This window comes from Pseudoalteromonas shioyasakiensis (genome assembly GCA_013391845.1).
GTDB lineage: Bacteria > Pseudomonadota > Gammaproteobacteria > Enterobacterales > Alteromonadaceae > Pseudoalteromonas > Pseudoalteromonas apostichopi.
Genome location: CP058414.1, coordinates 2185826 through 2211744 on the forward strand (window position 1 = coordinate 2185826; position 25919 = coordinate 2211744).

The 25919-nt window shown below is 40.1% G+C and carries 23 protein-coding genes and 3 tRNA genes; 13 read left to right on the plus strand and 13 right to left on the minus strand.

Translation table 11 applies throughout. The annotated features are described in order from the left end of the window. The first annotated feature begins 16 nt into the window (after positions 1-16). From prpC to prpF, 3 genes are all read left to right on the plus strand, one after another. The gene (gene prpC / locus HYD28_10005) at positions 17-1141 is read left to right on the plus strand and encodes a 2-methylcitrate synthase (GenBank protein ID QLE09256.1); all 1125 of its coding nucleotides are present in this window, start codon (positions 17-19) and stop codon (positions 1139-1141) included. A 117-nt stretch (positions 1142-1258) separates the two neighbouring features. After that, on the plus strand, positions 1259-3850 hold the full coding sequence (acnD, locus tag HYD28_10010; protein ID QLE09257.1) for a Fe/S-dependent 2-methylisocitrate dehydratase AcnD: 2592 nt from the start codon (positions 1259-1261) through the stop codon (positions 3848-3850). Positions 3851-3853: 3 nt separating this feature from the next. Beyond that, on the plus strand, positions 3854-5023 hold the full coding sequence (prpF, locus tag HYD28_10015) for a 2-methylaconitate cis-trans isomerase PrpF (protein QLE09258.1): 1170 nt from the start codon (positions 3854-3856) through the stop codon (positions 5021-5023). A gap of 29 nt (positions 5024-5052) precedes the next feature. On the opposite strand, the gene HYD28_10020 is transcribed toward prpF, so the two are convergent. Next, a complete protein-coding gene (locus tag HYD28_10020) occupies positions 5053-5961 on the minus strand; it encodes a transporter substrate-binding domain-containing protein (protein ID QLE09259.1) in 909 nt (302 codons plus the stop codon). A 195-nt stretch (positions 5962-6156) separates the two neighbouring features. On the opposite strand from HYD28_10020, the gene HYD28_10025 reads away from it, so the two are divergent. After that, complete coding sequence (locus HYD28_10025) at positions 6157-8103, plus strand: glycoside hydrolase family 97 catalytic domain-containing protein (protein QLE09260.1); 1947 nt, start codon at positions 6157-6159, stop codon at positions 8101-8103. 273 nt (positions 8104-8376) lie between these two features. Here HYD28_10025 and HYD28_10030 read toward each other — a convergent pair. From HYD28_10030 to HYD28_10050, 5 genes are all read right to left on the minus strand, one after another. Next, a tRNA-Val gene (locus HYD28_10030) sits at positions 8377-8453 on the minus strand. 305 nt (positions 8454-8758) lie between these two features. Beyond that, positions 8759-8835, minus strand: a tRNA-Val gene (locus tag HYD28_10035). Between the two features lie 108 nt (positions 8836-8943). Next, positions 8944-9020 (minus strand) — tRNA-Val (locus tag HYD28_10040). A 113-nt stretch (positions 9021-9133) separates the two neighbouring features. Next, on the minus strand, positions 9134-10027 hold the full coding sequence (locus tag HYD28_10045) for a DUF3080 family protein (GenBank protein ID QLE09261.1): 894 nt from the start codon (positions 10025-10027) through the stop codon (positions 9134-9136). Positions 10028-10127: 100 nt separating this feature from the next. Further along, entirely contained in the window at positions 10128-11486 is a 1359-nt protein-coding gene (locus HYD28_10050; GenBank protein ID QLE09262.1) for an MATE family efflux transporter, read from the minus strand. A 94-nt stretch (positions 11487-11580) separates the two neighbouring features. Here HYD28_10050 and HYD28_10055 point away from each other — a divergent pair, with 94 nt between their 5' ends. Next, entirely contained in the window at positions 11581-12207 is a 627-nt protein-coding gene (locus tag HYD28_10055; GenBank protein ID QLE09263.1) for a riboflavin synthase subunit alpha, read from the plus strand. A 24-nt stretch (positions 12208-12231) separates the two neighbouring features. On the opposite strand, the gene HYD28_10060 is transcribed toward HYD28_10055, so the two are convergent. Both HYD28_10060 and HYD28_10065 read right to left on the minus strand, forming a co-directional pair. Next, on the minus strand, positions 12232-12435 hold the full coding sequence (locus HYD28_10060) for a CPXCG motif-containing cysteine-rich protein (GenBank protein QLE09264.1): 204 nt from the start codon (positions 12433-12435) through the stop codon (positions 12232-12234). 230 nt (positions 12436-12665) lie between these two features. Continuing rightward, positions 12666-13532, minus strand: a complete 867-nt coding sequence (locus HYD28_10065; GenBank protein ID QLE09265.1) for a fructosamine kinase family protein — start codon at positions 13530-13532, stop codon at positions 12666-12668. 112 nt (positions 13533-13644) lie between these two features. Here HYD28_10065 and HYD28_10070 point away from each other — a divergent pair, with 112 nt between their 5' ends. Next, complete coding sequence (locus HYD28_10070; protein ID QLE09266.1) at positions 13645-14340, plus strand: DUF445 domain-containing protein; 696 nt, start codon at positions 13645-13647, stop codon at positions 14338-14340. A 50-nt stretch (positions 14341-14390) separates the two neighbouring features. Here the strand turns inward: HYD28_10070 and HYD28_10075 are convergent, their stop codons facing one another. Beyond that, the gene (locus HYD28_10075) at positions 14391-14753 is read right to left on the minus strand and encodes a DUF3718 domain-containing protein (protein QLE09267.1); all 363 of its coding nucleotides are present in this window, start codon (positions 14751-14753) and stop codon (positions 14391-14393) included. 358 nt (positions 14754-15111) lie between these two features. Here HYD28_10075 and HYD28_10080 point away from each other — a divergent pair, with 358 nt between their 5' ends. The 3 genes from HYD28_10080 to HYD28_10090 all read left to right on the plus strand — a co-directional run bounded on the left by HYD28_10080 (position 15112) and on the right by HYD28_10090 (position 18630). Continuing rightward, positions 15112-15897: a hypothetical protein gene (locus HYD28_10080; protein QLE09268.1), complete on the plus strand. Its 786-nt coding sequence runs from the start codon at positions 15112-15114 to the stop codon at positions 15895-15897. 112 nt (positions 15898-16009) lie between these two features. Then, the gene (locus HYD28_10085) at positions 16010-17392 is read left to right on the plus strand and encodes an amidohydrolase (protein QLE09269.1); all 1383 of its coding nucleotides are present in this window, start codon (positions 16010-16012) and stop codon (positions 17390-17392) included. Between the two features lie 11 nt (positions 17393-17403). After that, positions 17404-18630 (plus strand): amidohydrolase family protein, encoded by a 1227-nt coding sequence (locus HYD28_10090; protein QLE09270.1) that lies wholly within the window; start codon positions 17404-17406, stop codon positions 18628-18630. Positions 18631-18697: 67 nt separating this feature from the next. Here the strand turns inward: HYD28_10090 and HYD28_10095 are convergent, their stop codons facing one another. Beyond that, positions 18698-19897, minus strand: coding sequence for an Nramp family divalent metal transporter (locus HYD28_10095; GenBank protein ID QLE09271.1), 1200 nt, complete (start codon positions 19895-19897; stop codon positions 18698-18700). Between the two features lie 305 nt (positions 19898-20202). Between HYD28_10095 and HYD28_10100 the strand changes: the two genes are divergently transcribed. Next, a complete protein-coding gene (locus HYD28_10100) occupies positions 20203-20619 on the plus strand; it encodes an MAPEG family protein (GenBank protein QLE09272.1) in 417 nt (138 codons plus the stop codon). Between the two features lie 61 nt (positions 20620-20680). Here the strand turns inward: HYD28_10100 and HYD28_10105 are convergent, their stop codons facing one another. The 3 genes from HYD28_10105 to HYD28_10115 all read right to left on the minus strand — a co-directional run bounded on the left by HYD28_10105 (position 20681) and on the right by HYD28_10115 (position 24527). Then, entirely contained in the window at positions 20681-21973 is a 1293-nt protein-coding gene (locus HYD28_10105; GenBank protein QLE09273.1) for an Ig-like domain-containing protein, read from the minus strand. A gap of 22 nt (positions 21974-21995) precedes the next feature. After that, positions 21996-22508 (minus strand): hypothetical protein, encoded by a 513-nt coding sequence (locus HYD28_10110; protein ID QLE09274.1) that lies wholly within the window; start codon positions 22506-22508, stop codon positions 21996-21998. Between the two features lie 171 nt (positions 22509-22679). Beyond that, the gene (locus HYD28_10115) at positions 22680-24527 is read right to left on the minus strand and encodes an ABC transporter ATP-binding protein (protein QLE09275.1); all 1848 of its coding nucleotides are present in this window, start codon (positions 24525-24527) and stop codon (positions 22680-22682) included. 157 nt (positions 24528-24684) lie between these two features. Here HYD28_10115 and HYD28_10120 point away from each other — a divergent pair, with 157 nt between their 5' ends. From HYD28_10120 to vanZ, 3 genes are read left to right on the plus strand one after another with little or no spacing between them, the layout of a single operon-like run. Then, positions 24685-25044: a hypothetical protein gene (locus HYD28_10120; protein ID QLE09276.1), complete on the plus strand. Its 360-nt coding sequence runs from the start codon at positions 24685-24687 to the stop codon at positions 25042-25044. A 51-nt stretch (positions 25045-25095) separates the two neighbouring features. Beyond that, complete coding sequence (locus HYD28_10125; protein QLE09277.1) at positions 25096-25515, plus strand: hypothetical protein; 420 nt, start codon at positions 25096-25098, stop codon at positions 25513-25515. Positions 25516-25518: 3 nt separating this feature from the next. Further along, positions 25519-25914 (plus strand): VanZ family protein, encoded by a 396-nt coding sequence (vanZ, locus tag HYD28_10130; GenBank protein QLE09278.1) that lies wholly within the window; start codon positions 25519-25521, stop codon positions 25912-25914. Positions 25915-25919: the final 5 nt, after the last annotated feature.

The following is a 25919-nucleotide window of genomic DNA, read 5'->3' on the forward strand; positions in this document are numbered from 1 at the left end:
TATAAGGAGAACACTCATGGTAGATAAAGCATTAGGCGGCGCAGGTTTACGTGGTCAAGTAGCAGGTGAAACAGCACTGTGTACAGTAGGTAAATCAGGTTCAGGTTTAACATATTGTGGTTATGATATTAGCGAATTAGCAGAGAAAGCACAGTTTGAAGAAGTATCTTTTTTACTGTCGCGCGGTGAATTACCAACAGAGTCTGAGCTTACAGAATATAAAGCAAAGCTAAAATCACTACGTGGTTTACCAGATGCACTAAAAACAGTGCTTGAGAACATTCCTAAAGACGCGCATCCAATGGATGTAATGCGCACCGGTTGTTCTATGCTGGGTAATTTAGAAATGGAGCATGATTTCTCTGAGGCGAATGATGCTATTGACCGCCTAGTTGCCGTATTCCCAAGTATTATTTGTTATTGGTATCGCTTTAGCCATGACGGCGTTCGGATTGAAACTGAGACTGATGATGATTCGGTAGGCGCACATTTCTTAAATTTATTGCACGATAAAGCGCCATCGGCATTATTTGAGCAAGTAATGAATGTCTCATTAATTCTATACGCAGAGCATGAGTTCAATGCATCGACATTTACTGCGCGTGTATGTGCATCAACATTGTCAGATATTCACTCTTGTGTAACGGGGGCTATTGGTAGCTTACGTGGTCCATTACATGGTGGTGCTAACGAAGCGGCTATGGATATGATTGAAGGCTTTACAAGTGCAGATCAAGCTGAAGAGGCGCTAATGGGTATGCTTGAACGTAAAGACAAGATTATGGGCTTTGGTCACGCTATTTACCGTGAATCAGATCCACGTAACGTGATCATCAAAAAATGGTCTGAAAAACTGGCTGCCGAAGTGGGTGATGATGTTCTCTATCCTGTCTCTGTTCGCTGTGAAGAAGTTATGTGGCGTGAAAAGAAATTATTCTGTAATGCTGATTTCTTCCATGCATCTGCGTATCACTTCATGGGTATTCCAACTAAGTTATTTACGCCAATTTTCGTGATGAGTCGTGTAACTGGTTGGACTGCACACGTGAAAGAGCAACGTGCTAATAACCGTATTATTCGCCCAAGTGCTGATTATACGGGACCAGAAGCGCGAAGCTATACGCCAATTTCAGAGCGCTAATCGTTAATTAAATCAGTGATAGGGGTAGCTTAGCTGCCCCTTTATGAAGGGGCGTAAGAATAATAAAAATAATCAGCCCACCTTTATTCACCGTCACCAAGTACAAGTAGAATCATCATGAATACAAATTTTAGAAAACCATTAGCAGGCACTGGGGTCGATTATTTTGATACTCGAGCTGCTGTTGATGCAATTAAACCGGGCAGCTATGCCACACTTCCTTATACATCACGTGTCCTTGCCGAAAACTTAGTGCGTCGTTGTGAACCTGAAATGCTTAATGATGCACTTTCGCAATTGATTGAAAGAAAACGTGATTTAGACTTTCCATGGTTTCCTGCACGCGTAGTATGTCACGATATCTTAGGTCAAACTGCGTTAGTTGATTTAGCCGGCCTTCGTGATGCGATTGCTGCAAAAGGGGGAGATCCTGCAAAAGTAAATCCTGTGGTACCAACTCAGTTAATTGTTGATCATTCATTAGCTGTTGAACACGCAGGTTTTGAGCCAGATGCCTTCGAAAAAAATCGTGCTATTGAAGACCGTCGGAACGATGACCGATTCCACTTTATTAATTGGACGAAAACAGCATTTAAAAATATTGATGTGATACCGCCGGGTAACGGCATTATGCATCAAATTAATTTAGAGAAAATGTCGCCTGTGATCCAAAAACGTGACGGTGTGGCTTTCCCAGATACACTGGTTGGTACAGATAGCCATACACCAATGGTGGATGCACTAGGTGTTATTGCAGTCGGTGTAGGTGGTCTTGAAGCTGAAAGCGTGATGCTTGGCCGCGCATCTTACATGCGTTTACCTGATATTGTGGGGGTTGAGCTGACAGGTAAACCAAAACCGGGTATTACTGCAACCGATATTGTATTAGCGATCACCGAATTTTTACGCAATGAAAAAGTCGTTTCGACCTATCTTGAATTTTATGGTGAAGGTGCCGAGGCACTGACACTGGGTGATAGAGCAACTATCTCAAATATGACACCAGAGTTTGGTGCAACTGCTGCGATGTTCTACATCGATGACAATACGCTTGATTACCTACGTTTGACTGGCCGTGAAGAAGAGCAAGTTAAGCTAGTCGAAATCTATGCAAAAGAAACTGGTCTTTGGAGTGATAGTCTAAAAACGGCAGAATATGAGCGTGTATTAACCTTTGATTTGTCATCTGTAGGTCGAAATATTGCGGGTCCATCTAATCCACATCGCCGTGTTGCAACCAGCGAACTTGATAAAGCGGGTATTACTGGTGTTGTTGAAAATGAAGAAGGCTTAATGCCTGATGGCGCGTGTATTATCGCAGCAATTACAAGCTGTACAAATACAAGTAACCCACGCAACGTTATCGCTGCAGGTTTACTTGCACGTAATGCCAACGCCAAAGGTTTAACCCGTAAGCCATGGGTTAAAACATCACTGGCACCGGGCTCTAAAGCGGTGAAATCTTACCTAGAAGAAGCTAATTTGTTACCTGAGCTTGAGCAACTTGGCTTTGGTATTGTTGCCTTTGCATGTACGACGTGTAACGGCATGAGCGGTGCGCTAGATCCAAAAATTCAGCAAGAAGTAATTGACCGTGACTTATACGCAACAGCTGTACTTTCGGGTAACCGTAATTTTGATGGTCGTATTCATCCATATGCAAAACAAGCATTCTTAGCTTCACCGCCACTGGTTGTTGCTTATGCCATTGCTGGTACTATTCGTTTTGATATCGAAAAAGATGTATTAGGGCATGATCAGGAAGGTAACGAAATTCGCCTAATGGATTTATGGCCAAGCGATGAAGAAATTGATGCAGTGATCAAACAAAGTGTTAAACCTGAGCAGTTTAAAAAGGTTTATGAGCCAATGTTCGACTTAAGTGTTGATTATGGCGAAGACAACGATCCGCTTTATCAATGGCGTCCACAAAGTACTTATATTCGTCGACCACCATATTGGGAGGGGGCGTTAGCAGGTGAGCGTTCTCTTACTGATATGCGTGCATTAGCCGTACTAGGCGACAACATCACCACTGACCACTTATCGCCTTCAAATGCGATTTTAGCGTCAAGTGCTGCTGGTGAGTACCTAGCTAAAATGGGCCTTCCTGAAGAAGATTTTAACTCGTATGCTACTCACCGAGGCGACCATTTAACAGCGCAACGCGCTACATTCGCCAACCCTAAGTTACTGAATGAAATGGTTAAAGAGAATGGTGAAGTAAAGCAAGGTTCATACGCTCGCATTGAACCAGAAGGTAAAGTGACTCGTATGTGGGAAGCAATCGAAACCTACATGCAGCGTAAACAACCGCTTATCATTGTGGCAGGTGCCGATTATGGCCAAGGCTCATCACGTGACTGGGCAGCTAAAGGTGTACGCCTTGCGGGTGTTCAAGTTATTGCAGCCGAAGGTTTTGAACGTATTCACCGCACTAACCTGATTGGTATGGGCGTATTACCGCTAGAATTTAAAGCCGGCACGACACGAACTACATTAGGTATTGATGGTAGTGAGACCTTTAGCGTGAAAGGTGAGCCAACACCTGGAGCTACGCTTACACTTGTTATTACACGTTCTAACGGTGAAACTGAAGAAGTACCTATGACTTGTCGTTTAGATACCGCTGAAGAAGTATCAATCTATTCAGCAGGGGGCGTGCTGCAACGTTTCGCGCAGGATTTCTTAGAATCTGAGGAGCACTAAACTATGACGTTTAAACCACAAATAAAGGTGCCAGCAACCTATATGCGTGGCGGTACCAGTAAAGGGGTGTTCTTTAACTTAACTGATTTACCTGAGCCTGCCCAAGTGGCAGGTGAAGCACGCGACAACTTGTTATTACGTGTGATTGGTAGCCCTGATCCTTACCAAAAACAAACTGACGGTATGGGTGGTGCAACCTCAAGTACGAGCAAAACTGTAATTTTATCGAAAAGTGATAAACCTAACCACGATGTTGATTATTTATTTGGTCAAGTTGCTATCGATAGAGCGTTCGTTGATTGGAGTGGTAACTGCGGTAATTTAACCTCAGCAGTAGGGGCTTTTGCAGTATCTAATGGTCTTGTAGATGCCAGTAAAATTCCTGAAAATGGCATTGTTGAAGTTAAAGTATGGCAAGTCAATATAAGTAAAACCATAATAGTACATGTGCCAATTACCAATGGCGAAGTGCAAGAAACCGGTGATTTTGAGCTTGATGGCGTGACATTTCCTGCTGCAGAAGTAAAACTTGAATTTATGGACCCAGCAGACGGTGAAGGCGCATTATTTCCAACAGGTAATTTAGTTGATGAACTTGAAGTTCCGGGTATTGGTATGTTGTCTGCGACGATGATCAATGCGGGTATCCCAACTGTATTCATCAACGCCAGTGAAGTTGGCTATGATGGTACAGAGCTGCAAGAAGCAATAAACGCTGATGCATCGGCACTTGAAAAGTTAGAAACGATTCGCGCCTACGGGGCGTTGAAAATGGGGCTAATTTCTCATCTTGATGAAGCTAAAGCTCGCCAACATACACCAAAAGTAGCATGGGTTGCACCGGCAAAAACCTATCATGCATCAAGTGGTAAAGTTGTCAGTGATACTGATATTGATTTAGTGGTACGCGCTATGTCGATGGGTAAATTGCACCATGCCATGATGGGCACGGCTGCTGTTGCTATAGGTACCGCTGCTGCCATTCCTGGTACCTTGGTGAACCTTGCTGCAGGTGGTGGTGAGCGTCAGGAGGTAAACTTTGGTCACCCTTCTGGCACATTAAAAGTGGGTTCTGCTGCAACACTTGTTGATGGTAATTGGCAAGTCACAAAAGCAAGTATGAGTCGAAGTGCTCGAGTGCTTATGGAAGGGTGGGTTAGAGTGCCGCAATAGAGCACAATACTTTCAAAATAAAGCGGCGTTTACGCCGCTTTATCGTTTGCGTAGCATTGTTGTTTCATACCTTGTATAAACTCGTCAAACTTGCCGCTGGCTTGCATCAACTCAATTTCATCATTTAAGTCTTTTAAAACCTTTTGCCAGTGTGGTGTTGATTTACTGACAGAATAATACAGTGGTTTGTATTCAAGTTTAGGTTCTAGCGCTACGAGTGATTCTAGCATTTGCTGTTTACCATTCATTGATAATTCAGACTTATATATGCTTGCTTTTAGTACCTCAAGGTCTGCCACAATCAAGCTGACTCGATTACTTAGTAAGAGGTGGATTAACTGGTATTCATTATTTGCGACGATTGTATCGATCTCTTTATTATCAATCATGGCATCTAATTCTTTGGTGTTTTTATATGATCGGACCACACCAATAGGTAGGTCTTTTACTGAGTTTAAATCACCATTAAATGGAATTTGATTTCCTTTTAATGCAACGAATGATAAATCACCTCCAGGAATAGCATGACTCAAAGCGAGTAAATCGTTGCGGGTTTTGTTGAGAAAATTATCAGATACCACATTGTCTTCGATGAAGTATTCCGGAAAGAGAATGTCAGCTCGGCCTAATTCAGCCTCTCTAACAGCACGTGCCCAAGGGTAAAAACTAATATGTACGCCATAGCCTTTCTCTAATAGGGAGCCCACTGTGAATTGGAATAACCACCCTTTGTTACATAGGTTTTCATCAATATAGGGAGGCCAATCTAAGGTTACTAGTTTTAAAACATGATTTGCATCTAGGTTATAACCATAACCACCGTTAAAACGAACAGCTTCTTCAGTCGCTATTTCGCCATTTTTTTGAAAGCTGACAGCCGTTAGGCCTGCAAAGGCTTGAAATGAAGCAAATAATAAAAACACGGTCAGTAGTTTCATAAATTGTCTAAGTTTTTGTTATTTAAATAAAGCTTAGTCTTTTGTAGTAAATATACAACCAATTAACTGTAACATTATTTACTAGGCTAGTGCGTTTTTCGATCACTGCACACATAAATGGGCTAGAATAACAAAACAATCAATTTGTATTATGATATTATTTGACGGGTTTTTTGCAGCTTAAGGACAACAATAATGATAAAATCAAGTATCTATATTTCACTGCTAGTAAGCTCTTTGCTTGCTCACGCACAACTACCGCTTAGTCTTACAAGTCCTGATGGACAATTAACAGTCAAGCTTGAAGAACAGCAAAACCAAATTGTTTATAGTGTAACTTATGGCAAGCAAGTATTTTTGGAACCATCTCAGCTTGGTTTAAATACTAACCTTGGCGACCTTTCACAAAGTTTAAAATATAAGAGCCATACAACGGCTTCTATACAAGAGAGTTATAAGCTGCATAATGCAAAGGCGAGTGAAATAAACTACACCGCGAACACCTTAAAAGTACAGTTTGAAAACAAAGATGGTAGAGTGCTTGGTGTGCAGTTTAATGTTTCTGATCACGATGTTGCATTTCGTTACCAAGTCACGGGTGTTGAAACAGATACCCGAATCAAGGTGCTATCTGAATATAGTGCTTTTAATTTACCCGACGATGCAACTACATTTATTAGCCCGCAAGCCTTACCTGAAACAGGCTGGATGCAAACAAAACCAAGTTACGAAGAGCCTTACACCTTTAATGAAGCTCTTGGCACACCGTCAGCGAATGGCGTGGGGTATACCTTTCCTGCTTTATTTAAAAATAGCGATAAAGGTTGGCTTTTAATTTCTGAAACTGGTGTAGATAGCCATTATGTAGGCTCAAAATTGAGCGAAGGCACGAAAGACGGTATTTATCGGGTTTCATTTCCTCAAGCCGGTGAGAATAATGGTATTGGAGCAACCTACGCAGCTATGTCTATGCCTGTAATGACTCCTTGGCGTACTATTACTTTAGGGACCAGTTTAAAACCTATTGTTGAGTCAACAGTCGCATTTGATCTGGTTAAACCGCTTTATCAAGCAAATCAAGAATATACTATGGGGCGCTCAACATGGAGCTGGATCGTATGGCAAGATCCAAGTATTAATTATGACGACCAAGTAAAATTTATAGATCTCGCTGCATCTCTAAATTTTGAATATGTATTAATCGATAGTGGTTGGGATCAAAACATTGGTCGTGACAGAATGGCTAAATTAGTCGAATACGCCAATAGTAAAGGCGTTGATGTTATATTGTGGTACAACTCAAATGGCTGGTGGAATGATGCACCACAAACACCAAAGAATAGAATGAATACCGCGCCTATACGAAGAAATGAAATGGCTTGGCTGCAAGGCATTGGCGTTAAAGGCCTTAAAGTTGATTTTTTTGGTGGTGATAAACAAGAAACCATTAAACTCTATGAAGATATTCTAACTGATGCAAATCAATATGGTTTGGTGATCACTTTTCACGGCAGTACCATTCCGCGTGGTTGGGAAAGAATGTATCCAAATTATGTTACGTCTGAAGCTGTACTTGCTTCGGAAAACCTTGTTTTTCATCAAAATTCGTTAGATTTACATGCCTATAACGCGACAATTTTACCGTTCACCCGTAATGCTATTGGCGCTATGGATTTTGCCCCAGTGTTTTTAAACAAACGCTTATCTCAAGATCAAACAGTCGGCACTATTCGTAAAACCACAGATACATTTGAACTGGCAACAGGTGTGCTTTATCAATCACCTGTGCAACATTTTGGCCTGACGCCAAATAACCTTGCAGAACAACCTCAATTTGTTATTGATACTTTAAAGGCGATGCCAACGGTATGGGATGAAACACGTTATATCGCTGGCCAGCCAGGTCAAGATGCAACTATCGCAAGGCGTCATCAGCAAACATGGTGGGTAGCAACTGTGAATGGTGAAAATAAAGCCAAAACATTAGATATCGATTTGCCTATGTTAGCGGGCAAAAAAATCACCCTGTTGTTTGATAAAAAAGATGGCAGTGCTGGTATCAAGAAAGTAAAAGTGAGTAACAGTGGTAAGTTGAGCTTAAACTTATTAGCCCAAGGTGGCGCACTGATAATTGGTCGCTAAATGTAAGTTTATAGGTGATGAAAAAAGCCAAGTATAGAAAAGCGAGCAGGTTGCTCGCTTTTTTATACCTCTATTTGCCTTGTTAAATTATACGTGGGTCACAGAGAGCAGGGATGCGCTAATAAACTGAGCTACAGGATATTTTAAATAAGAAAAAATAGAATTGGTACGACTGAGTAGATTTGAACTACTGACCTTTGGACCGGGTCATAGAGAGTGGTAGTGCTCTAATCAACTGAGCTACGGGATATTTTAAATAAGGAAAAATAGAATTGGTACGACCGAGTGGATTCGAACCACCGACCTCTACCATGTCAAGGTAGCGCTCTAACCAACTGAGCTACGGTCGTACTGAAATAAAAATCAAGATTGGTACAACCGAGTGGATTCGAACCACCGACCTTTGGACCGGGCCATTAAGAGTGGTAGTGCTCTTTCCTTTAGTTATACCTAAATCATGGTACAACCGAGTGGATTCGAACCACCGACCTTTGGACCGGGCCATTAAGTGTGGTAGTGCTCTTTCCTTTAGTTATACCTAAATCATGCTACAACCGAGTAGATTTGAACTATTGACCTTTGGACCGGGCCATAGAGAGCGGTAGTGCGCTAACCAACTGAGTTACGGAATATTTTAAATAAGGAAAAATAGAATTGGTACGACCGAGTGGATTCGAACCACCGACCTCTACCATGTCAAGGTAGCGCTCTAACCAACTGAGCTACGGTCGTACTGAAATAAAAATCAAGATTGGTACAACCGAGTGTATTCGAACCACCGACCTTTGGACGGGGCCATTAAGAGTGGTAGTGCTCTTTCCTTTAGTTATACCTAAATCATGGTACAACCGAGTGGATTCGAACCACCGACCCCTACCATGTCAAGGTAGTGCTCTAACCAACTGAGCTACGGTTGTATTTTTATTTGAATAGTTGTTAGCGTGGCTAAACAACGGAGGCTAATATATAGCGACTAGTTGTGTGAATCAAGCAGCTTTAGCTATTTTTGTGCTAAGTGCTGGTTTTTTATTCATAACGGACTAATTTCGCACGCTCGATAGAAATCTTGCCACCAAGCAACATGGCTTTTAGCAGATTGTTTAAGGCGGTGTAAAATTGCGTCATTACTTTCGCTATCCACAAAATGGTCCATTTCAGTGTCACGCCATATTTGATGATAAAGCGGTTGTAGGGTTTCTAATCTACCCACCAAGAATGATTGATAAGGTTGTAATTGCTCTAAATAGAATTTTTTAAATACATTACTTAGCGTTTGTGCCTTTTGTTTATTCTTATTGGCAGGGCAGAGATCATCTTTTGAGTACTGCATAAGTTGTTGTGTTAATTGCTGATTGTAATGTGTTTGCGCGCGTGCCGCCGATATTAACAACTTGTTATATTTAAAACGGTTTAACACTTCTAATTGGCTAATGATTTGCTCTGGGTCTATATCGTTTATTCTACCGGTATTAATTTTATTGTTTAATTTAGCAATCTGCTCCATCGCGCTCACGGTTTCACTAAAACCTGCTGAGTTTTCATCGATGTATGTCGAACTTAGCTGCCAGCTTTGTTTAAATTCGCTTTCGTTTAGCAGCATAGCTTTAAAGTAGTTAGGAAGGTTTGCTTGTTTTTGTGCGGCAGTAAGTTTTATTTTTTCAAACAATTCATCTTGTTTTTCAAAGCTTTCTAAACACTCATTTGCGCTTTGTAAAAATTTAATCTGATAACTTAGAATATTAGCGGGTGTTGCCGTTTTACCAAGCTGGTTGTTATGCTCAGCGATGAGTGTAGATAGCTTACACTGTCGTAACTGTGTAAGCTCGAGCATGCCAATAGTTGCTTTTTCATCGTTATCATAAGCGAAATGCTTAACGTTCAGTGTACTCGGTTTAGATAGCTTAAAACTATCAGTTTTGAGCACGTTTTCTAATCTTTGTGCGTAGGTGTGATTTACATCGCCCGAAGAGGGCGTGCAGGCAATAAGTGCCGTGCACGCTATTGCGATAATAGAATTTACAAGGCTATTGGTTTTGCAAAAAAGGTGCATGTTTAAATCGCCTATGAACAGTGAACATCAACATAATTGCAGCGGCACTTAAACCCACAATAATACCTATCCAAAAGCCATGAGGGCCCATCGCTGGAACAATTAAATCTGTACGAGCAAGTACGAAGCCAAGCGCAAAGCCGATCAACCAATACGATACAAAGGTGATATAACCAATTGGTGCCGTGTATTTTAACCCTCGTAAAATACCATTGGCAGAAACTTGCAATGCATCAGGTAATTGATAGATGCAAGCTAACACCATTATTGAAGAAGCAAGAGCCAATACTTCAGGGTTGTCAGAATACAATTGGCTAATAATATCTCGCGCAAAGAAGGTCACACTTGCCAGCATAAAAGCGATTATCGCCGCTAAAATATAACTGGTATTAACAGCATTTCTTAACTGTTGATAATGTTGTTGGCCAAATAGGTTACCTATTCGTATGCTAATTGCAATTGAGAGGCTCAACGGCATCATAAACAGTAATGTAGTAACACTTGCTGCAATTTGATGACCCGCAACGGCAACTGCTCCCAGATGCGCTATAAACAGCGGAATACAAGCGAATAAGGTTACTTCAAAAAACGTGGCCAAAGAAATTGGGATACCTACTTTGGTTATGGTCCATAAAGTCGCAGGTTTAGGTCCGGTAAAATTTGCTAACAATGCTTTGGCATCAACCTTTTTACTAAAGTGACAATAAACAACCTGAGTTAGCGCCATTGCTGTAAATACTAGTGCGGTGGCAATACCACAGCCAGCGCCACCATAGGCTTGAAAACCTAACTTACCATGTATAAACACGTAATTTGCTGGAATATTTACCGCTAAACCAATTAAGCTAATGTAAAAAGCAGGTTTGGTCATACCCATACCTTCAGTAATATTGCGATATACACTGAAAAGTAAAAAACCGAAAATCCCCCATTTAACAAAATGAATATATTGCTCGGCTAAATGGGTAATAGACTGTGAGGTATCAAGTTGAACAAGCACGGTATCAGCAAGGCTTGCTAGCCCTAAACCAATAATAGCGAGTATTAGGGCAAGATATAATCCTTGTTGAAAGTAGTGGCTAATACCTTGTTTATCATTTGAGCCAGCAAACTGCGCAATAATGCCAGTTAAAGCCAATAAAATGCCCTGCAGTGCGAGCATTAACGGATTCCAAATACCCGTTGCAATAGAGAGCGCCGCCAAGTCCGTTGCACTTACTTGGCCAGCCATCACGGTATCAACAACCGTCATTAAAATAAGCGTTACTTGTGCCAAAAATACTGGAATGGCTAACGAAATTAACCTTTTGGCTTCCCAACTACAAAAAGACATAATTTACACGACTAAATAAACAGGCAGCCATTGTAATCTATTCATAGATCAATAAAAATCGCAGTTATCTATTTAATGAAGAAAAGAGAAAGCGATGTTCACTGGAATTGTGCAAACGCAAGCTGTTGTGGTTAAGGCTAATAATCAAGGTGGTGTGCTAAGGCTATCATTAAAAGTAGGGCAGCAATTTGCTGAAAATCTGAATATTGGTGCAAGCATTGCCGTTAATGGCTGCTGTTTAACCGTCGTTAAGTTTGACTCTGACTCCCTTGGTAGCTGTGTTATTGATTTTGATGTGATTGATGAAACATTAAAGTTGACCAACCTAGGTATGTTAACTTTAAATGATACGGTGAATTTTGAGCGCTCAGTGACCTTTGGTACTGAACTGGGAGGCCATATCGTGTCGGGCCACATTCATTGTATGGCCGAAATACTGTCAATTAACCACCTTCAAGATAACTGTAAAATGCAATTATCATTAGCAAAAGAGTGGCAAAAATACGTGTTGTATAAGGGATTTGTGAGTGTTAACGGTGCAAGCCTCACCGTAGGTGAAGTAGATGAGCTGGGCTTTTGGCTGCACTTGATCCCAGAAACACTGGCTATTACCAATCTAGATAACTATCGCGAAGGCGATAAGTTAAATATTGAAGTCGATCAGCAAACTTATACCATTATTAATACGGTCGAAAATTATCTAGAGCAACAAGCAAAATAAGTATAGATATATAAAACGAGCAAATTAAAAAATTTGCTCGTCATCGCTATCGACATGTAACTCAAGTTTATTGTGTGCGTAATCTATATGCATATTCAAATGGATAGGGTTGCAGCATGCACTGCAATCTTCATAATAGTCTTGGTCACCGTCGCTAGCATCAAGTGCCACATGAATGTGGTGACCACAATGAGGGCATGAAATCCGTTGTGTGTAATGGTCTTTCATCAGCTTTTACCTTAATCAGGCATGCCTGAGTTCGTTAAATTGCAATCTGAATTAAACTCTAAAACATATAAAATGAATGTAGATTTAATCAGATTGGTATAACTCACTAACCGAATTGTTTATAAGCGTAGTGCTACAACAAACGGCTAGCATCTTTGTTTATACGCCTTATAAGATAAATATAGTCACGTTTAGTAGTTTATGACATCCATTTTACAGTGATTTCGCGGTTATTTTAGTAGCTGCTGAATATGTTGTTTTGCTTCAGTAAGATAGTGCCCGGCAAATATGTTGGCATTATTGAGCATTGGGTATAGTTGGTAAATAGCTCTACGATGCTCGTAACCTACCTGCAGTGGGTAGATATCGTTATAGGCATCATAAAAGCTATCGGGGAGTGGGGCATAAAGCTCGCTCGTTGCAATATCGCATTCCCGATCACCATAATAACAAGCAGGGTCAAACACACTAGGTACATTATTATAAAAGCCCATATTCCGGCGCCAAAAATCACCGTGTAATAATGAAGGCTCAACAACATGGCTATGCAGAGCATCTTTAACAAAGGCAATAAAGGTATCTTGATCGACAAGCTCTATGCCTTTTTCTTGTAATAGCTGTAATTGCCAACCTATTCGTTCTTCAGCAAAAAATACATCCCATTTTTTGTGCCAGCGATTAGGTTGTAGAGTTGGGCCAAGAAAGTTGTCGTTATCGAAGCCGAACATGGCTTGAGTATGTTTTTGGTGCAAATTGGCAAGATACTCACCCATTTCATGCCAATTAGTATTATTATGAGGCTGTTTATCAAGCTCTAACCATTCAAGCACCATAAATGAAAACTCTATGTTGCAACCTGTTGTTATGCAATCTGGGATCATAAATAGGCTTTCTTGAGTTAAAAGCTTAAGGTTCAAGGCTTCGCATTCTAAGCGCTCAAGATCACTCAAATGAGCTACTTTCACAAAGAAATGATGTAAATCATCACCAATTTGGAAGTATCTGTCGTTATTTGGCGATTTTAATTGGCGTTTAAAGGTATGCTTAAAATCAAAATGCATCGCTTGGCTAATCTGTTCATTCACTGAATTCCACATAATTTTGTTCGCCTTTTAACCATATAGTTAAACTATGGCAAAAAGACGATGAATTAACAAACCCATAGCGTTAATATTATTAAAGTTTATCGAAGTATTTATGAGGGGTCAGATGAATAAAAGTCTCATTACTAATTTAGTGGCGTTTGCATTAGTATTAGTCGGGTTTTTATTTGAACAAGCAATAGTACTTTCTGTTGGTTTATTTGCGTTATCAGGCGCAGTAACAAACTGGCTTGCTATACACATGCTATTCGAAAAAGTACCATTTTTATATGGCTCAGGGGTCATAACATTAAAGTTTGCCTCTTTTAAAGTCGCTATCCGCAACTTGGTGATGACAGAATTCTTCGCTGAAGAGAAAATCGATCAGGTGATGGCTTTAGCAAAACCAAACATTGATTTAGAGCCTGTGATTAGTGAAGTTAACCTCAGTCCGGCTTATGATTCTTTAATTGAGGTCATCGAAAACTCACAATTTGGCGGTATGCTTTCAATGTTTGGTGGGCGTGATGCGCTAGAGCCAATGCGTGAACCTTTCATTGATAAAATGAAAGCAGCGGTGATTGATATTTCAAAAAGCGACGAATTTAAAATGATTCTTGATGAAAAGCTATTTGCCAACTCTCATCTTGGTGGCTCTTTACATAGTACAGTTGAGCGTTTAGTTGATGAGCGTTTGAATGAGCTTACGCCAACAATGGTAAAAGATATCATTCAAACCATGATCAAAGAACATTTAGGTTGGTTAGTGATTTGGGGTGGGGTGTTTGGTGGCTTATTTGGCCTAATCGCTGCGCTAGTATAATGAAGAAGCTTGTAGCAGGCCTTTAAAGACCTGCTACAGTGAATTAATCATTATTTTGAACCAGCAACAACAATCACTGTGTCATCAGATACTTTAGCGATATCCTGGATAGTTGTTTTTGTAGCTGTTTCAAAATTTAAGTATTTTGCTGAGTTATGAAAACCATAAGTGCTTGCAAACTTATCTGTCGACATATCATTGCAAAGTAGCTTTTCTGTCATTACGCGTTTGCTCAAGCGTAGATCGCGCATTGTGCTTGATACGTTTAATGGTTTGTTAGAGGCAATGGCCATACAGGCTTGCGTGCCAACTGAGTCATCTGCGGCGACAAATTGTGCTGCACTTGCATCAGTTGCTGCTAGTGAAGAACCTAAAAATAATGCTGTACCTAGTGCTGTAGTTAACGTATTCATCTTTCTCTCCAGTTGTTGTCCGTATTACGTTTAGTATGTGCAACCTCGCTTTTATGGATACTTCACACTTCCTGTTTGCTGGGCACGTTTAAAGTATTACGCTAAACAAGAACAATTGCTGTTAATGAAAATCGACAAGATGTAAGTAAGTATGTAGATGTGAACAAGCAAAACTAACCGCTTGATAAGTGCTATTTTAAAGTGTGAATTTTGACACAAATAGGCTGAAATCTTTTTCATTTATTTTATTAAAACGTGTTTTAGCTCGTATTAAAGGCTTAATTTTTACGTGGCTGTTACATTTAAGTATTAACTCTACCTTTTCTTAAAAAGGCAAATCAGAGTATAAGGAGCATGAGTGACCACGAAATTAGCAGGCTATTATCAACAAGCCTATGCATCTGAATCAAAACACTTTAATCAATGTTTTTATTGTGGTTGTGAAGCAACTGAGCGAGATTTTTGTCCGCCACTACATATGCTGCAAAGCATTATAGATTTGGGCGAAGAGGCTGAATTTATATCAATTCCAACTTGTTATGAATGCTTTGCATTACTGCATAACGAGCGTGTATTGACCATTGATGGGCGAGTTACAAAACTAAAAAAGAAACTTTCAGCAAAATACGCTAAAGCATTAAGAATTTATCACATGTGGCATGAAAGCGAACTTCACGATATGAGTGATGAATTTGTGCACAGCATAAAAGCTGGTATGAAGTTAGGCGCTGAGGCTGCAGAGCGAATTGCATTCCAAGGTTATAGTTATGCAACCGAAGATGCCAACGTAACAATTCGCGAAAAGCGTGCTGAATTTGATGTGCAAGGCAAAGTCTTTTATGACTTTAAAGACGCGCTCAATTATTGCATTAATGATTTAAATGTAGATCGTACTGAATTTTATAAGCTAGTGGTTGAGGATTATAATGGTGATTTTAATCGTGCTTTAAGCCAATATCGGCATAGGCACGAAAAGGTTACAGCAGCTAATGACGCTGATTCTCTAATCAAAAGCTTTGCGAAGCAGCATAAACAAAACTCTGACTTCGTAACTCGGACTGTGAAACATTTTATCAACAAAGATCCGAGTTTAACTACTGAAGGTGCGTTAGAGCAGCTATATAACAACTACATAAAGAAATAGTGTCCTGTGAGGCTGGTTATTCGTCTTGAAAATTGGTGACTGGCCTCGTTTAGTCGCATTAAAGTTAACAATTAGTTAAAGTAATCTAATAATAAAAAAGAGGAACGTAAGAATGCAAAAATTTGCACCATCCTTGTTGGTTATGGCGCTTGGTGTCGCTTTAGCGGGCTGCCAAGACAATGGCCCACAAGATCCAAAAGTCTCAATTAATAAAAATCCATACCCTAGCACCTATCAGCCACTTGCATCACAAAGTACTTTAATCACTAATGCAACTGTTTTAACAGGCACTGGTGAACGTTTAGATAACGCAGATGTTTTCTTTGTTGATGGCAAAGTACAGCAAGTAGGTAAAGACCTTTCTGTACAAGCTGACAAAACGATTGATGCAGAAGGCAAATGGGTAACACCTGGAATTATTGATGTGCACTCACATTTAGGTGCATACCCAACCCCATCAGTGGCATCTCACCAAGACGGCAACGAAATGACCAGCCCAGTTACTGCAGAAGTATGGGTTGAGCATTCAGTATGGCCACAAGATCCTGGTTTCAACCGTGCTCGTGAAGGTGGTATTACGTCATTACAAATTCTACCTGGCTCAGCTAACCTAATTGGTGGTCGTGGTGTAACACTTAAGAATATTCCTTCGCACACAATGCAAGGTATGAAATTCCCTGATGCACCATATGGTTTAAAAATGGCGTGTGGTGAAAACCCGAAACGTGTTTATGGCCGTAAAGGCGTTTTACCATCAACGCGTATGGGTAACATGGCGGGTTATCGCACAGCGTGGATTGAAGCAACTGAGTACAAACGCGAGTGGGATAAGTACGAAAGTGATTATGCCGCGGGTAAAAACCCTGCTGCACCTCATCGTGACATCAAATTAGATACTCTGGCTGGTGTGTTAGAAGGTGACATTTTAATTCATAACCACTGTTATAAAGCAGAAGAAATGGCCATGATGATCGACCTTGGTAAAGAGTTCGGTTATCACTCAGGCACTTTCCATCACGGTGTTGAAGCATACAAAATTGCTGATTTACTTGCTGAAAATGGTAACTGTGCGGCACTTTGGCCAGATTGGTGGGGCTTTAAAATGGAAGCCTACGACATGGTTCAAGAGAACGTAGCAATTGTTGATGCAGTTAAAAATTCATGTGCAGTGGTTCACTCAGACTCAGATACAACAATCCAACGTTTAAACCAAGAAGCTGGTAAAGTTATGTACCGTGCGAATGATGTTGGTTATGACATCTCTGAGCAACACGCAATCAAATGGATCACCTCAAACGCGGCTAAATCGCTGGGTATTGATGATAAGACTGGTTCACTTGAGGCAGGTAAGCAAGCTGATGTGGTTATTTGGAACCAAAACCCTTTCAGTGTTTATGCTAAAGCAGAGCAAGTATTTATCGATGGTGCCAAAGTTTATGATCGTAACGATGATAAATACCAAGCACAAAGTGATTTCATGCTAGGTCAAAAATAGGAGTAACATTGATGACAAAATTAACTAAATCATTAAAGCTGTCACTTGTTGCTGCTGGCTTATTTTCTGCGGCAGCAAGTGCTGCATCTGTAGCGATTGTAAATGCAACACTACACACTTCAACAGAGCAAGGGGTGTTAGAAGGCGCAAGTGTTGTTATTGAAGATGGCAAAATTGTTGCTATTAACCCGGCATCTATCAACGCTGATACAACCATTGATGCAAAAGGCCAAATCGTGACCGCTGGCTTTATCGGCACTATGAACCAATTAGGTCTAGTAGAAGTGGGGGCTGTTGCAGGTTCACGTGATGGTGGTGACGACAAAGCAGGTATCGATTTTGACCCAAGCCTTGCGTTCAACCCACGCAGTAGCTTGATCCCTTATGCACGCAAAGGCGGTATTACTCAAGATGTAATTGTACCAAACGGTGGTGACAGTATCTTTGCCGGTCTTGCATCTGTTGTTGATCTATCAGGTAGCTTTGAAAGCGTAAATAAAAAGCAAGTTGCGCTTGTTGTTCACTTAGGTGAAAAGAGTAAAGGCTCACGTGCTATGTCGATGAAAACACTTATCGACAAACTTGAAGGCGAAAAGTCAGCTAAAAAAGATGACAAAAAAGAGCCATCAACAGAGCAAAAAGTCCTAGCATCTGTACTTGCTGGTGATATGCCTCTGATTGCGAGTGTTCAGCGTGCATCCGACATTTATGAGCTTGTTAAATTAAAAGAAAACTATGGCATTAACTTAGTGATTCATGGTGGTGACGATGCTGTCGTGGTTGCTGATACGCTAGCAAAAGCTGATGTACCTGTGATTATTAGCTCAATGGCAAACTTACCGGGTAGCTTTGATTCATTACATGCAAACCTTGCTAACGCAGGTAAGCTTGAAAAAGCGGGTGTAAAAGTCATTATTGGTGTTGCCGGTGACTCAAGCCATAATGTTTACCAATTACGTTTTGATGCGGGTAATGCAGTGTCTTATGGTATGAGCCAACAAGGAGCACTTAGTGCAGTAACCAGCAACATTGCTGATGTTTTTGGTTTAAACTCAGGCGCAATTGCTAAAGGTAAACGTGCAAATCTAGTTATGTGGTCGGCAGATCCATTTGAGCTTAACTCACACGTAAGCAAAATGTGGATCAACGGTGAAGAGGTTTCAACAGAAGCGCGTCAAGATAAACTACGCGATCGTTATACAACTGACTCAGCGATGCCACGCGCTTACACAAAATAAGCGCTTTAGATATCAAAAAGGCCGCACATTTGCGGCCTTTTTAATGCATATGTCTTAATAGTAAAATTTAAAAAATTAGATTGCTGAGTTTATAAAGGCTAAGGCCAAATATAAGTAGTAGTACCGGGGCGACTACAAGGTTAACAAGCAAGGAGTTGGTGTGTTCTTTCATGATAGATTTTTGATTAACTAACCAAACAAGGTAACAGGTAACGATTGGGAGTAATAAACCATTAGCCGCTTGCGCAAAGATGATGACCGCAACAGGATCAAGTCCAAGTGACGCGACAAGTGAGCCAAAAACGAGGATAATAATGGCGACAAGTTTAAACCGCATATCACTCATTTGTGTTGACCAGCCAAGCATACCGCAAACAGCATAAGCACCAGCAAGTGGGGCAGTAATTGCGCTAGTTAGGCCAGCTGCACATAAACCGATAGCAAAGAAATAATGTGCCATACCACCTAGGAGAGGCTCTAGTTGCACGGCCATATTAGCCGCTGATATTTTTCCTGCATCGCTACCATAAAACGCCACTGATGCCGTTGATAGAATGGCTAAGGTTATTATACCTCCTAAAGTAATCGAGATACTGGTATCAAGATTCGTTTCTTTAATTACTTTGTTAATGTTTTTAGAACTATCGTGTTTTTCAGCAAGTACTCCTGAATGTAAAAACAGGTTATAGGGCACAATTGTTGTGCCTATCAAGGCCAGTACCGTGGTAATTGAATCATTTGGTAAGCTCGGTATAAAGCCCTTTAATATCTGATTAAGAGGTGGAGCGGCCATAACGAGCGTTGATATAAACACTAAGCTCATCAACACCACTAAAACAATTAACGCACCTTCAATTACTTTGTGCTTGCCAGTGTACAAAAGCACTGCACTTAATACTGCAATAAGTGGTGTCCATAACATTGGGCTGACAGATGGCATAATTTCTTGCAGCCCTAAACTTGCACCAGTCAGATTGCCCGCTTCATAGGCAGCACTACCAATACCAATGGCACTGATCACTAATATCGCTGCGAGTGCTTTAAAAATAGGTGTTTGAATGGTTGTCCTAAGTGCAGACGCTAAATCTTGCCCAGTAGCTACGCCGAGACGGGCAGCCATTGATTGCAACAAAATAGTTGCTATGACAGAAAACAATAACGTCCAAATAAGAGCAAAGCCAAAATTGGCACCTGCAACACTTGCAGTAGTGATGGTTCCTGGGCCAATAAAAGCGGCGGTGACTAGAAGTCCGGGACCTAAACGCATGATAAAACCTTTTATTATTATTTGTTTAGTGTTTTAACAATAAGATGAAAAACAGCTAACGTTTTAGAAAAAGATCTTAAGGGTATAGAGACTCAAGGTTAGGGTAAAGTAAAAGAGATGATTATCTTTGTAGATATCATCAGAACATAAGAGCACTTTGAAATTGTAAAATTTATACAGTTTACGAAGTAATGGTGTAATACATTTGAAGTTGATAAAAATTGTATCTATAAATCAATAGGTTATTTTGGTCGGGTTTTTGCAAGATATAGGCTTACTTGTTGTTGAATAAAAGGATATAAGAAATGCCTGTACTTACTTTTTCAGCCTATTTTGCTGTGTATGTTTATCTAATTATGCTGACTATTCAGTGGATAATCGCGGCTGTCAGTAAAGCAAAGCAGCCAAACGCAGTGCCCGGTAAGATAGATAATTCTTTGAGTCATGATAGCTTTGTGTTTCGCTCGCATCGAACATTTATGAATACTTTAGAAAATAGTCCGTTGTTCTTAGCGACAGTATTTCTGGGTTTTTTTCTAAACTTGAATAGTAGTGCATTTGCGCTTTGTATATGGGTGTATGTGATCGCCAGAATTATCCATATGCTTTTGTATTATATGATAGCAACCGAAAAGAACCCGAGCCCACGAAGCTATTTCTTTTTAATTGCTGCAATGGCTAACATGGTGATGTTGGGGTTAATAGGCTTACGTTTACTCTAAAAGGTCGGTGAGGTATTGAGATTAAATGCCTCACCTGATGTTGTTTAAATTGAAAAAGTAACTATTCGATATTCATTAAAACACTGCTAATTTCTGTGTCATATTGAACTGTGATCAATACTGTTCCCAATGTATTTGAGGTACTTGTAACCTTGTAGGCGGCTTGAGCTGTTCCCGCATTTACTATTTTAGTCGTTACTAGGTTACTGTTATTAATACTCCAATTAGCAAACTCAGTTACATTTAAAGATGTTGGATTTGAGCTATAGTTCGCGAACAATTTGAGTTCAATAGTGCCTAAAGGAGATATTGAATACTCGCTAGCGCCATCGTTAATTTCTAAAGAATCAAGTTCAGCGTCACCTTCAATCTGTACTGTTGTAATCTTTTGCTTATTACCACATTCAGCTAATAGTTGTGTGGTCCCGGGCTTAAGGGCAAGAAAACTAGCTGTCGAATCACTATCGTCAATACTTTTTGGTGTTAAACCAATAAAGTTACTGTTGATTGCAGACCACTTGATACTTGAGCTAATGTCTTCTGTTTGCTCTGAATTACCATTTTGATATACCGCTTTGGCAGCAAGTTGGATTCGATCTCCAACGCTGATGTTTAACTCACTGTCTTGTTCCGAATTAAACGAAACATTAATTTCTTTTAAATTGCTAGGATCTGCAACAACAGATAATTGATCGGTAACATTGCCAATTGCAGCTGTAATTACAGTGCTTTCAACAGCTGCAGCAGATGTATATACAAAGCCTTGCTGATTGATTTTGGCAGTAGTATTTTCATCGACACTTAGGTTTATATCTCTCAAGCTATTTAATGCAGTATATCCATCAACGTAGGTTATATCGGCCGATACTCTCGCAGGCGTGCATGTATTGATAGAGTCTGTTGCAGGAATGACTTGTTTTAATTTAATTGATTCTGCCGCCACATCTGCAATAGATATTTGTTTTTCATCACTAATATCATTTATAGTCGTCGCGGATATAGTAATTAACCCTTGGCTAGATGGCGAATTTTTTAGAGCTGTTAACAAGCCATTACTATTGATTTTAGCAATACTCTCGTCACTTGTTTGCCAGGTTATTTCATTGGTTACGTCTCTAGACTCACCATTTGAATCTATACCCGTTACTTTCAATTGATGGGTGTCACCTTCTTTTAAACGAACTTGGTAGTTTTCAATACTAAGTGACTCAATGATAGTGCCTTCTTGGCGTAACTTTTCAAGTTCAACTTCTTTTGCTAACTGAGTTGAGTCAGTTTCAGATCCGCAACCCAAAATAGCGCTAACAATTAATGAGATACTGAAAAGTTTTGATACGTTCAACTGCGTGTTCATGAAAATCCTTTCGATTAGCTATTTAAAAATGGTAAGTAAGGCCAAGTGTTACACCACTGATTTCTACGTCGTCTCCTTTGAATAAAGATTGGTAGGCTAATCTCACTTGTGTATTTTTGATATAAGGTATCTGCTGGTGAACTGCCACTCCCCATGCAAAGCCATCATAATTATAATTTGTGGGGAGCTTTTCAGATGCTGAATTAACGATCATTTCGTTTTTTGCATAGCCTAATGAAATATCAAGCCCAAAGCCGTTAACCACATCAGATTGCATAACAAAAAAGAGGGCGGCGCTTTTTTCAAGTTCAAACTCTAAATTGTAAATGTTGTCGTCATCACTTGATATTAAGTACTGTGCCTCAAATGCCATATTATTGTTGCTGGCACCTGCTCTTAAGAAGGTAGCAGTTGGTTTGGCACTTTCACTACTAATTTCAATATCGCTGAGCATATAGTCAGCACCTAGATAGTACGTATCAGCTTTAGTCTGAAAACTAGCTGCAAATAGTAAAAGCAAAATATACTTTTTCATAATTTAATTTCTTGTGTTTATATTAGGGTCGATACTAGCGTTTAGTATTAGTGGAATCAAGCAGCGTAATTGTTAATTTACATACAACTGGTTGAATTATATTTGAAACTGTAAATAACTAGCTTGCAGATACAAGTACCAGTTAGCTAGTTAAATACAACAAAAACTTAATTACTCAACACCAATAAAACCACCGGTTTGATGTGACCACAGAGCGGCATAAATCCCACCTTGTGCAATTAACTGTTCGTGAGAACCTTGTTCAACCACGCCACCTTCATCAAGTACAATGAGTCTATCCATTTGTGCAATAGTTGATAAGCGATGCGCAATTGCTATAACCGTTTTACCCGTCATTAAATCGTCTAAGCTGGTTTGAATTGCCGCTTCTACCTCTGAATCAAGGGCACTAGTTGCTTCATCTAATATCAAAATTGGAGCATCTTTTAACAGTACACGGGCAATAGCAATACGCTGTCGCTGACCACCTGAAAGCTTCACACCTCGCTCACCGACTTGTGCAGCAAAGCCTTTATTACCTTTGCTATCTTCTAAGTCTTCGATGAACTCAAGTGCCTTAGCTTGCTTTGCAGCAGCGAGCATTTCTTCTTCCGTTGCATCTGGCCTGCCATAAAGAATGTTGTCTTTTACAGAGCGATGTAACAGCGAGGTATCTTGCGTCACCATCGCAATATGTTTACGTAAACTTTCTTGGCTTACATCAGCGATGTTTTGACCATCAATACGGATAGTGCCCGAGTCAACATCATAAAAGCGCAGTAATAAGTTCACTAGGGTCGACTTACCAGCGCCAGAACGACCAACTAAACCAATTTTTTCACCTGGTTTTATATCAAGGTTTAAGCCATTGATAACAGGGCCGCGATGGGTTTCGTTAGCCGCTTTACCATAGTTAAATTGCACATTCTCAAAGCTTATCGACCCTTTATCAACGTTAAGGGTGCTCGCATTTGTTTTATCATCTACTTCAATCGGCGTTGATAGGGTTTTCATACCATCAGCAACAGTACCAATGTTTTCAAACAGGCTACTGATCTCCCACATGATCCATTGTGCCATACCGTTTAATCTAAGAGATAAACTCACTGCAATAGCGATAGCCCCAACACTGATGGCACTAATAGACCACAGATACAATGACAAAGCGGCAATGCTAAATACCAGCAAATAATTAAGAGTATTGATAGAAAAGTTCAAGCTGGTAACTAAACGCATCTGCTTATATACCGGCTGTAAAAACACATCCATGCTGTCTTTTGCGTATTGCTCTTCACGCTGCGTATACGAGAATAATTTGATTGTTGAAATGTTAGTATAACTATCAACCACACGTCCGGTCATTTCCGAACGCGCATCTGCCTGCGAGCTGGCTACTTTTTTGAGTTTGGGCACAAAATACATCTGAATTGCAGCATAAAGAACTAACCAAACTAACAATGGCAGCATCAAACGCCAGTCAGATTCAGCGACTAAAAATACCATGGCACCAAAGTAGACTACGATATACATTAGTACATCGAGCAGTTTCATCACTGACTCACGAACAGCTAATGAGGTCTGCATGACTTTTGTCGCAATACGACCAGCAAATTCGTTTTGATAAAAGCTAACACTTTGACGAAGCAAATAACGGTGCGCTAGCCAACGGATAGACATAGGGTAGTTACCCAGTAGCGCTTGATGTAACACTGCTGAGTGAAAAAATACAACTATGGGCAATACTACCAGCAGCACAATTGCCATTTTTGTAAGCTCAGCCTGCTGCTCAATAAATAAGGTATCTGGGGGGTATTGACCGAGCCAATCAACTAATTGCCCCATATAACTAAAAAGCGAGACTTCTAGAATCGCGAGTGCAGCTGCGCTTAAAGACATTAATAGCAATGAGAGTTCCATGCCTCGCGTATAATGACGACAAAAGGCGAATAAGCTATTAGGTGGTTGAGAAGGTTGCTCTTTCGGAAACGGATTGGTCATCCGCTCAAATAAACGATACATAGACGACGCTTTTTAATAATCAAAGTAACCTTACTATACCATTTGAGTGTATTTTTAGCAGTTCATTTAATTTAAAAACTAATATTAAAATCTATCACTATTCAATTATTTACATCTAGTCGTATAAATGAAAATATAATAAGAAAAAGGAATTATGATGAAAAAGTTTCTCTGTACGTTATCGATCATTTTCAGCTTACCGCTTTATGCTTATCAAACCGACACCTATACGTTTAAAGGTAAAAAAACAGCCATAGAAAAACCTGTGACGGTGACGATACCGGATGGCTATCAAGAATCAAAAAAATACAATGTTATATATGTCTTACATGGCTACAGTGGCAATCATAGTGATTGGACAAAGCTTACAGATATAGAAAAACTAGCAGATCAATATGATGTTATCATTGTTAATCCTGATGGTAACTATGGCTCTTGGTATCTAGATTCAGATATCGACAAAAGTTCGCAATACGAGACTTACATCGCTGAAGATTTAGTCAATTATATAGACTAAACTTATTCGACCAATCGGTCTAAAAGTGGGCGTGCAATCACAGGCTTATCGATGGGAGGGTTTGGCGCGTTGCATATTGCTATCAATAACCAAGCACGGTTTGCTGCAGTATCAGGGATGTCTGCGGGGGTCGATGTTAGGCCGTTTAGTGCAGAGTTTGACCTTGCAAAAGTACTCGGCAGTTACGCTGAAAACAAAGAAAAATGGGATAGCATAGCCATTATTAATAACCTTCATAAAATTGCTGCAGGCAATACGGCATGGAAAAAGGGGGCTGATACCTTACCGATTATGCTTGATATTGGTGTAGGTGATTTTTTTATAGAGCAAAACAGAGCACTACATCAAGCTATGTTAGACCTGCGTATTCGCCATGATTATATTGAACGCCCAGGCATTCATGACTGGCACTATTGGAATAAAGTAATTGCCTATCAATTTTTATTTTTAACCTCTCATATGGCGCCATAAAGGATGTTTCAACGTATTCTTGTGTTAATTGCCATAGGCTTTTTTGGTTTTATAGGTTGGGTTATTTACCTTGCTAATACCGGACAAAAGTCGGTATTTTTTGATCTCGTTGCAGTCATTCCTTACGGTGATAAGTTGGGGCATTTTTGCTTATTTGGTCTACTCACGTTATTTATCAACCTTGCCTTTAAATTTAAGACAATGGCTGTAGGGGGACGACCTATCTATTTAGCTGTGTTGATTGTTAGTACGTTTGTGATTTTAGAAGAGCTAAGTCAGTATTTTGTCGAATCGAGAACATTAGATTTTATCGATTTAATTGCTGACTTTGCGGGTATCGCAGTATTCAGTGCTATTTCAGCTTGGCTTTGCAAAAAGTTATATCCAACTAAGAGCTAAACTTT

Bases quoted from the DNA above. Each gene is read 5' to 3' on its own strand.
- prpC (QLE09256.1), top strand. From the start codon at position 17: ATGGTAGATAAAGCATTAGGCGGCGCAGGTTTACGTGGTCAAGTAGCA.
- acnD (QLE09257.1), top strand. From the start codon at position 1,259: ATGAATACAAATTTTAGAAAACCATTAGCAGGCACTGGGGTCGATTAT.
- prpF (QLE09258.1), top strand. From the start codon at position 3,854: ATGACGTTTAAACCACAAATAAAGGTGCCAGCAACCTATATGCGTGGC.
- HYD28_10020 (QLE09259.1), bottom strand. From the start codon at position 5,961: ATGAAACTACTGACCGTGTTTTTATTATTTGCTTCATTTCAAGCCTTT.
- HYD28_10025 (QLE09260.1), top strand. From the start codon at position 6,157: ATGATAAAATCAAGTATCTATATTTCACTGCTAGTAAGCTCTTTGCTT.
- HYD28_10050 (QLE09262.1), bottom strand. From the start codon at position 11,486: ATGTCTTTTTGTAGTTGGGAAGCCAAAAGGTTAATTTCGTTAGCCATT.
- HYD28_10055 (QLE09263.1), top strand. From the start codon at position 11,581: ATGTTCACTGGAATTGTGCAAACGCAAGCTGTTGTGGTTAAGGCTAAT.
- HYD28_10060 (QLE09264.1), bottom strand. From the start codon at position 12,435: ATGAAAGACCATTACACACAACGGATTTCATGCCCTCATTGTGGTCAC.
- HYD28_10065 (QLE09265.1), bottom strand. From the start codon at position 13,532: ATGTGGAATTCAGTGAATGAACAGATTAGCCAAGCGATGCATTTTGAT.
- HYD28_10070 (QLE09266.1), top strand. From the start codon at position 13,645: ATGAATAAAAGTCTCATTACTAATTTAGTGGCGTTTGCATTAGTATTA.
- HYD28_10075 (QLE09267.1), bottom strand. From the start codon at position 14,753: ATGAATACGTTAACTACAGCACTAGGTACAGCATTATTTTTAGGTTCT.
- HYD28_10085 (QLE09269.1), top strand. From the start codon at position 16,010: ATGCAAAAATTTGCACCATCCTTGTTGGTTATGGCGCTTGGTGTCGCT.
- HYD28_10090 (QLE09270.1), top strand. From the start codon at position 17,404: ATGACAAAATTAACTAAATCATTAAAGCTGTCACTTGTTGCTGCTGGC.
- HYD28_10095 (QLE09271.1), bottom strand. From the start codon at position 19,897: ATGCGTTTAGGTCCCGGACTTCTAGTCACCGCCGCTTTTATTGGCCCA.
- HYD28_10100 (QLE09272.1), top strand. From the start codon at position 20,203: ATGCCTGTACTTACTTTTTCAGCCTATTTTGCTGTGTATGTTTATCTA.
- HYD28_10105 (QLE09273.1), bottom strand. From the start codon at position 21,973: ATGAACACGCAGTTGAACGTATCAAAACTTTTCAGTATCTCATTAATT.
- HYD28_10110 (QLE09274.1), bottom strand. From the start codon at position 22,508: ATGAAAAAGTATATTTTGCTTTTACTATTTGCAGCTAGTTTTCAGACT.
- HYD28_10115 (QLE09275.1), bottom strand. From the start codon at position 24,527: ATGTATCGTTTATTTGAGCGGATGACCAATCCGTTTCCGAAAGAGCAA.
- HYD28_10120 (QLE09276.1), top strand. From the start codon at position 24,685: ATGAAAAAGTTTCTCTGTACGTTATCGATCATTTTCAGCTTACCGCTT.
- HYD28_10125 (QLE09277.1), top strand. From the start codon at position 25,096: ATGGGAGGGTTTGGCGCGTTGCATATTGCTATCAATAACCAAGCACGG.
- vanZ (QLE09278.1), top strand. From the start codon at position 25,519: ATGTTTCAACGTATTCTTGTGTTAATTGCCATAGGCTTTTTTGGTTTT.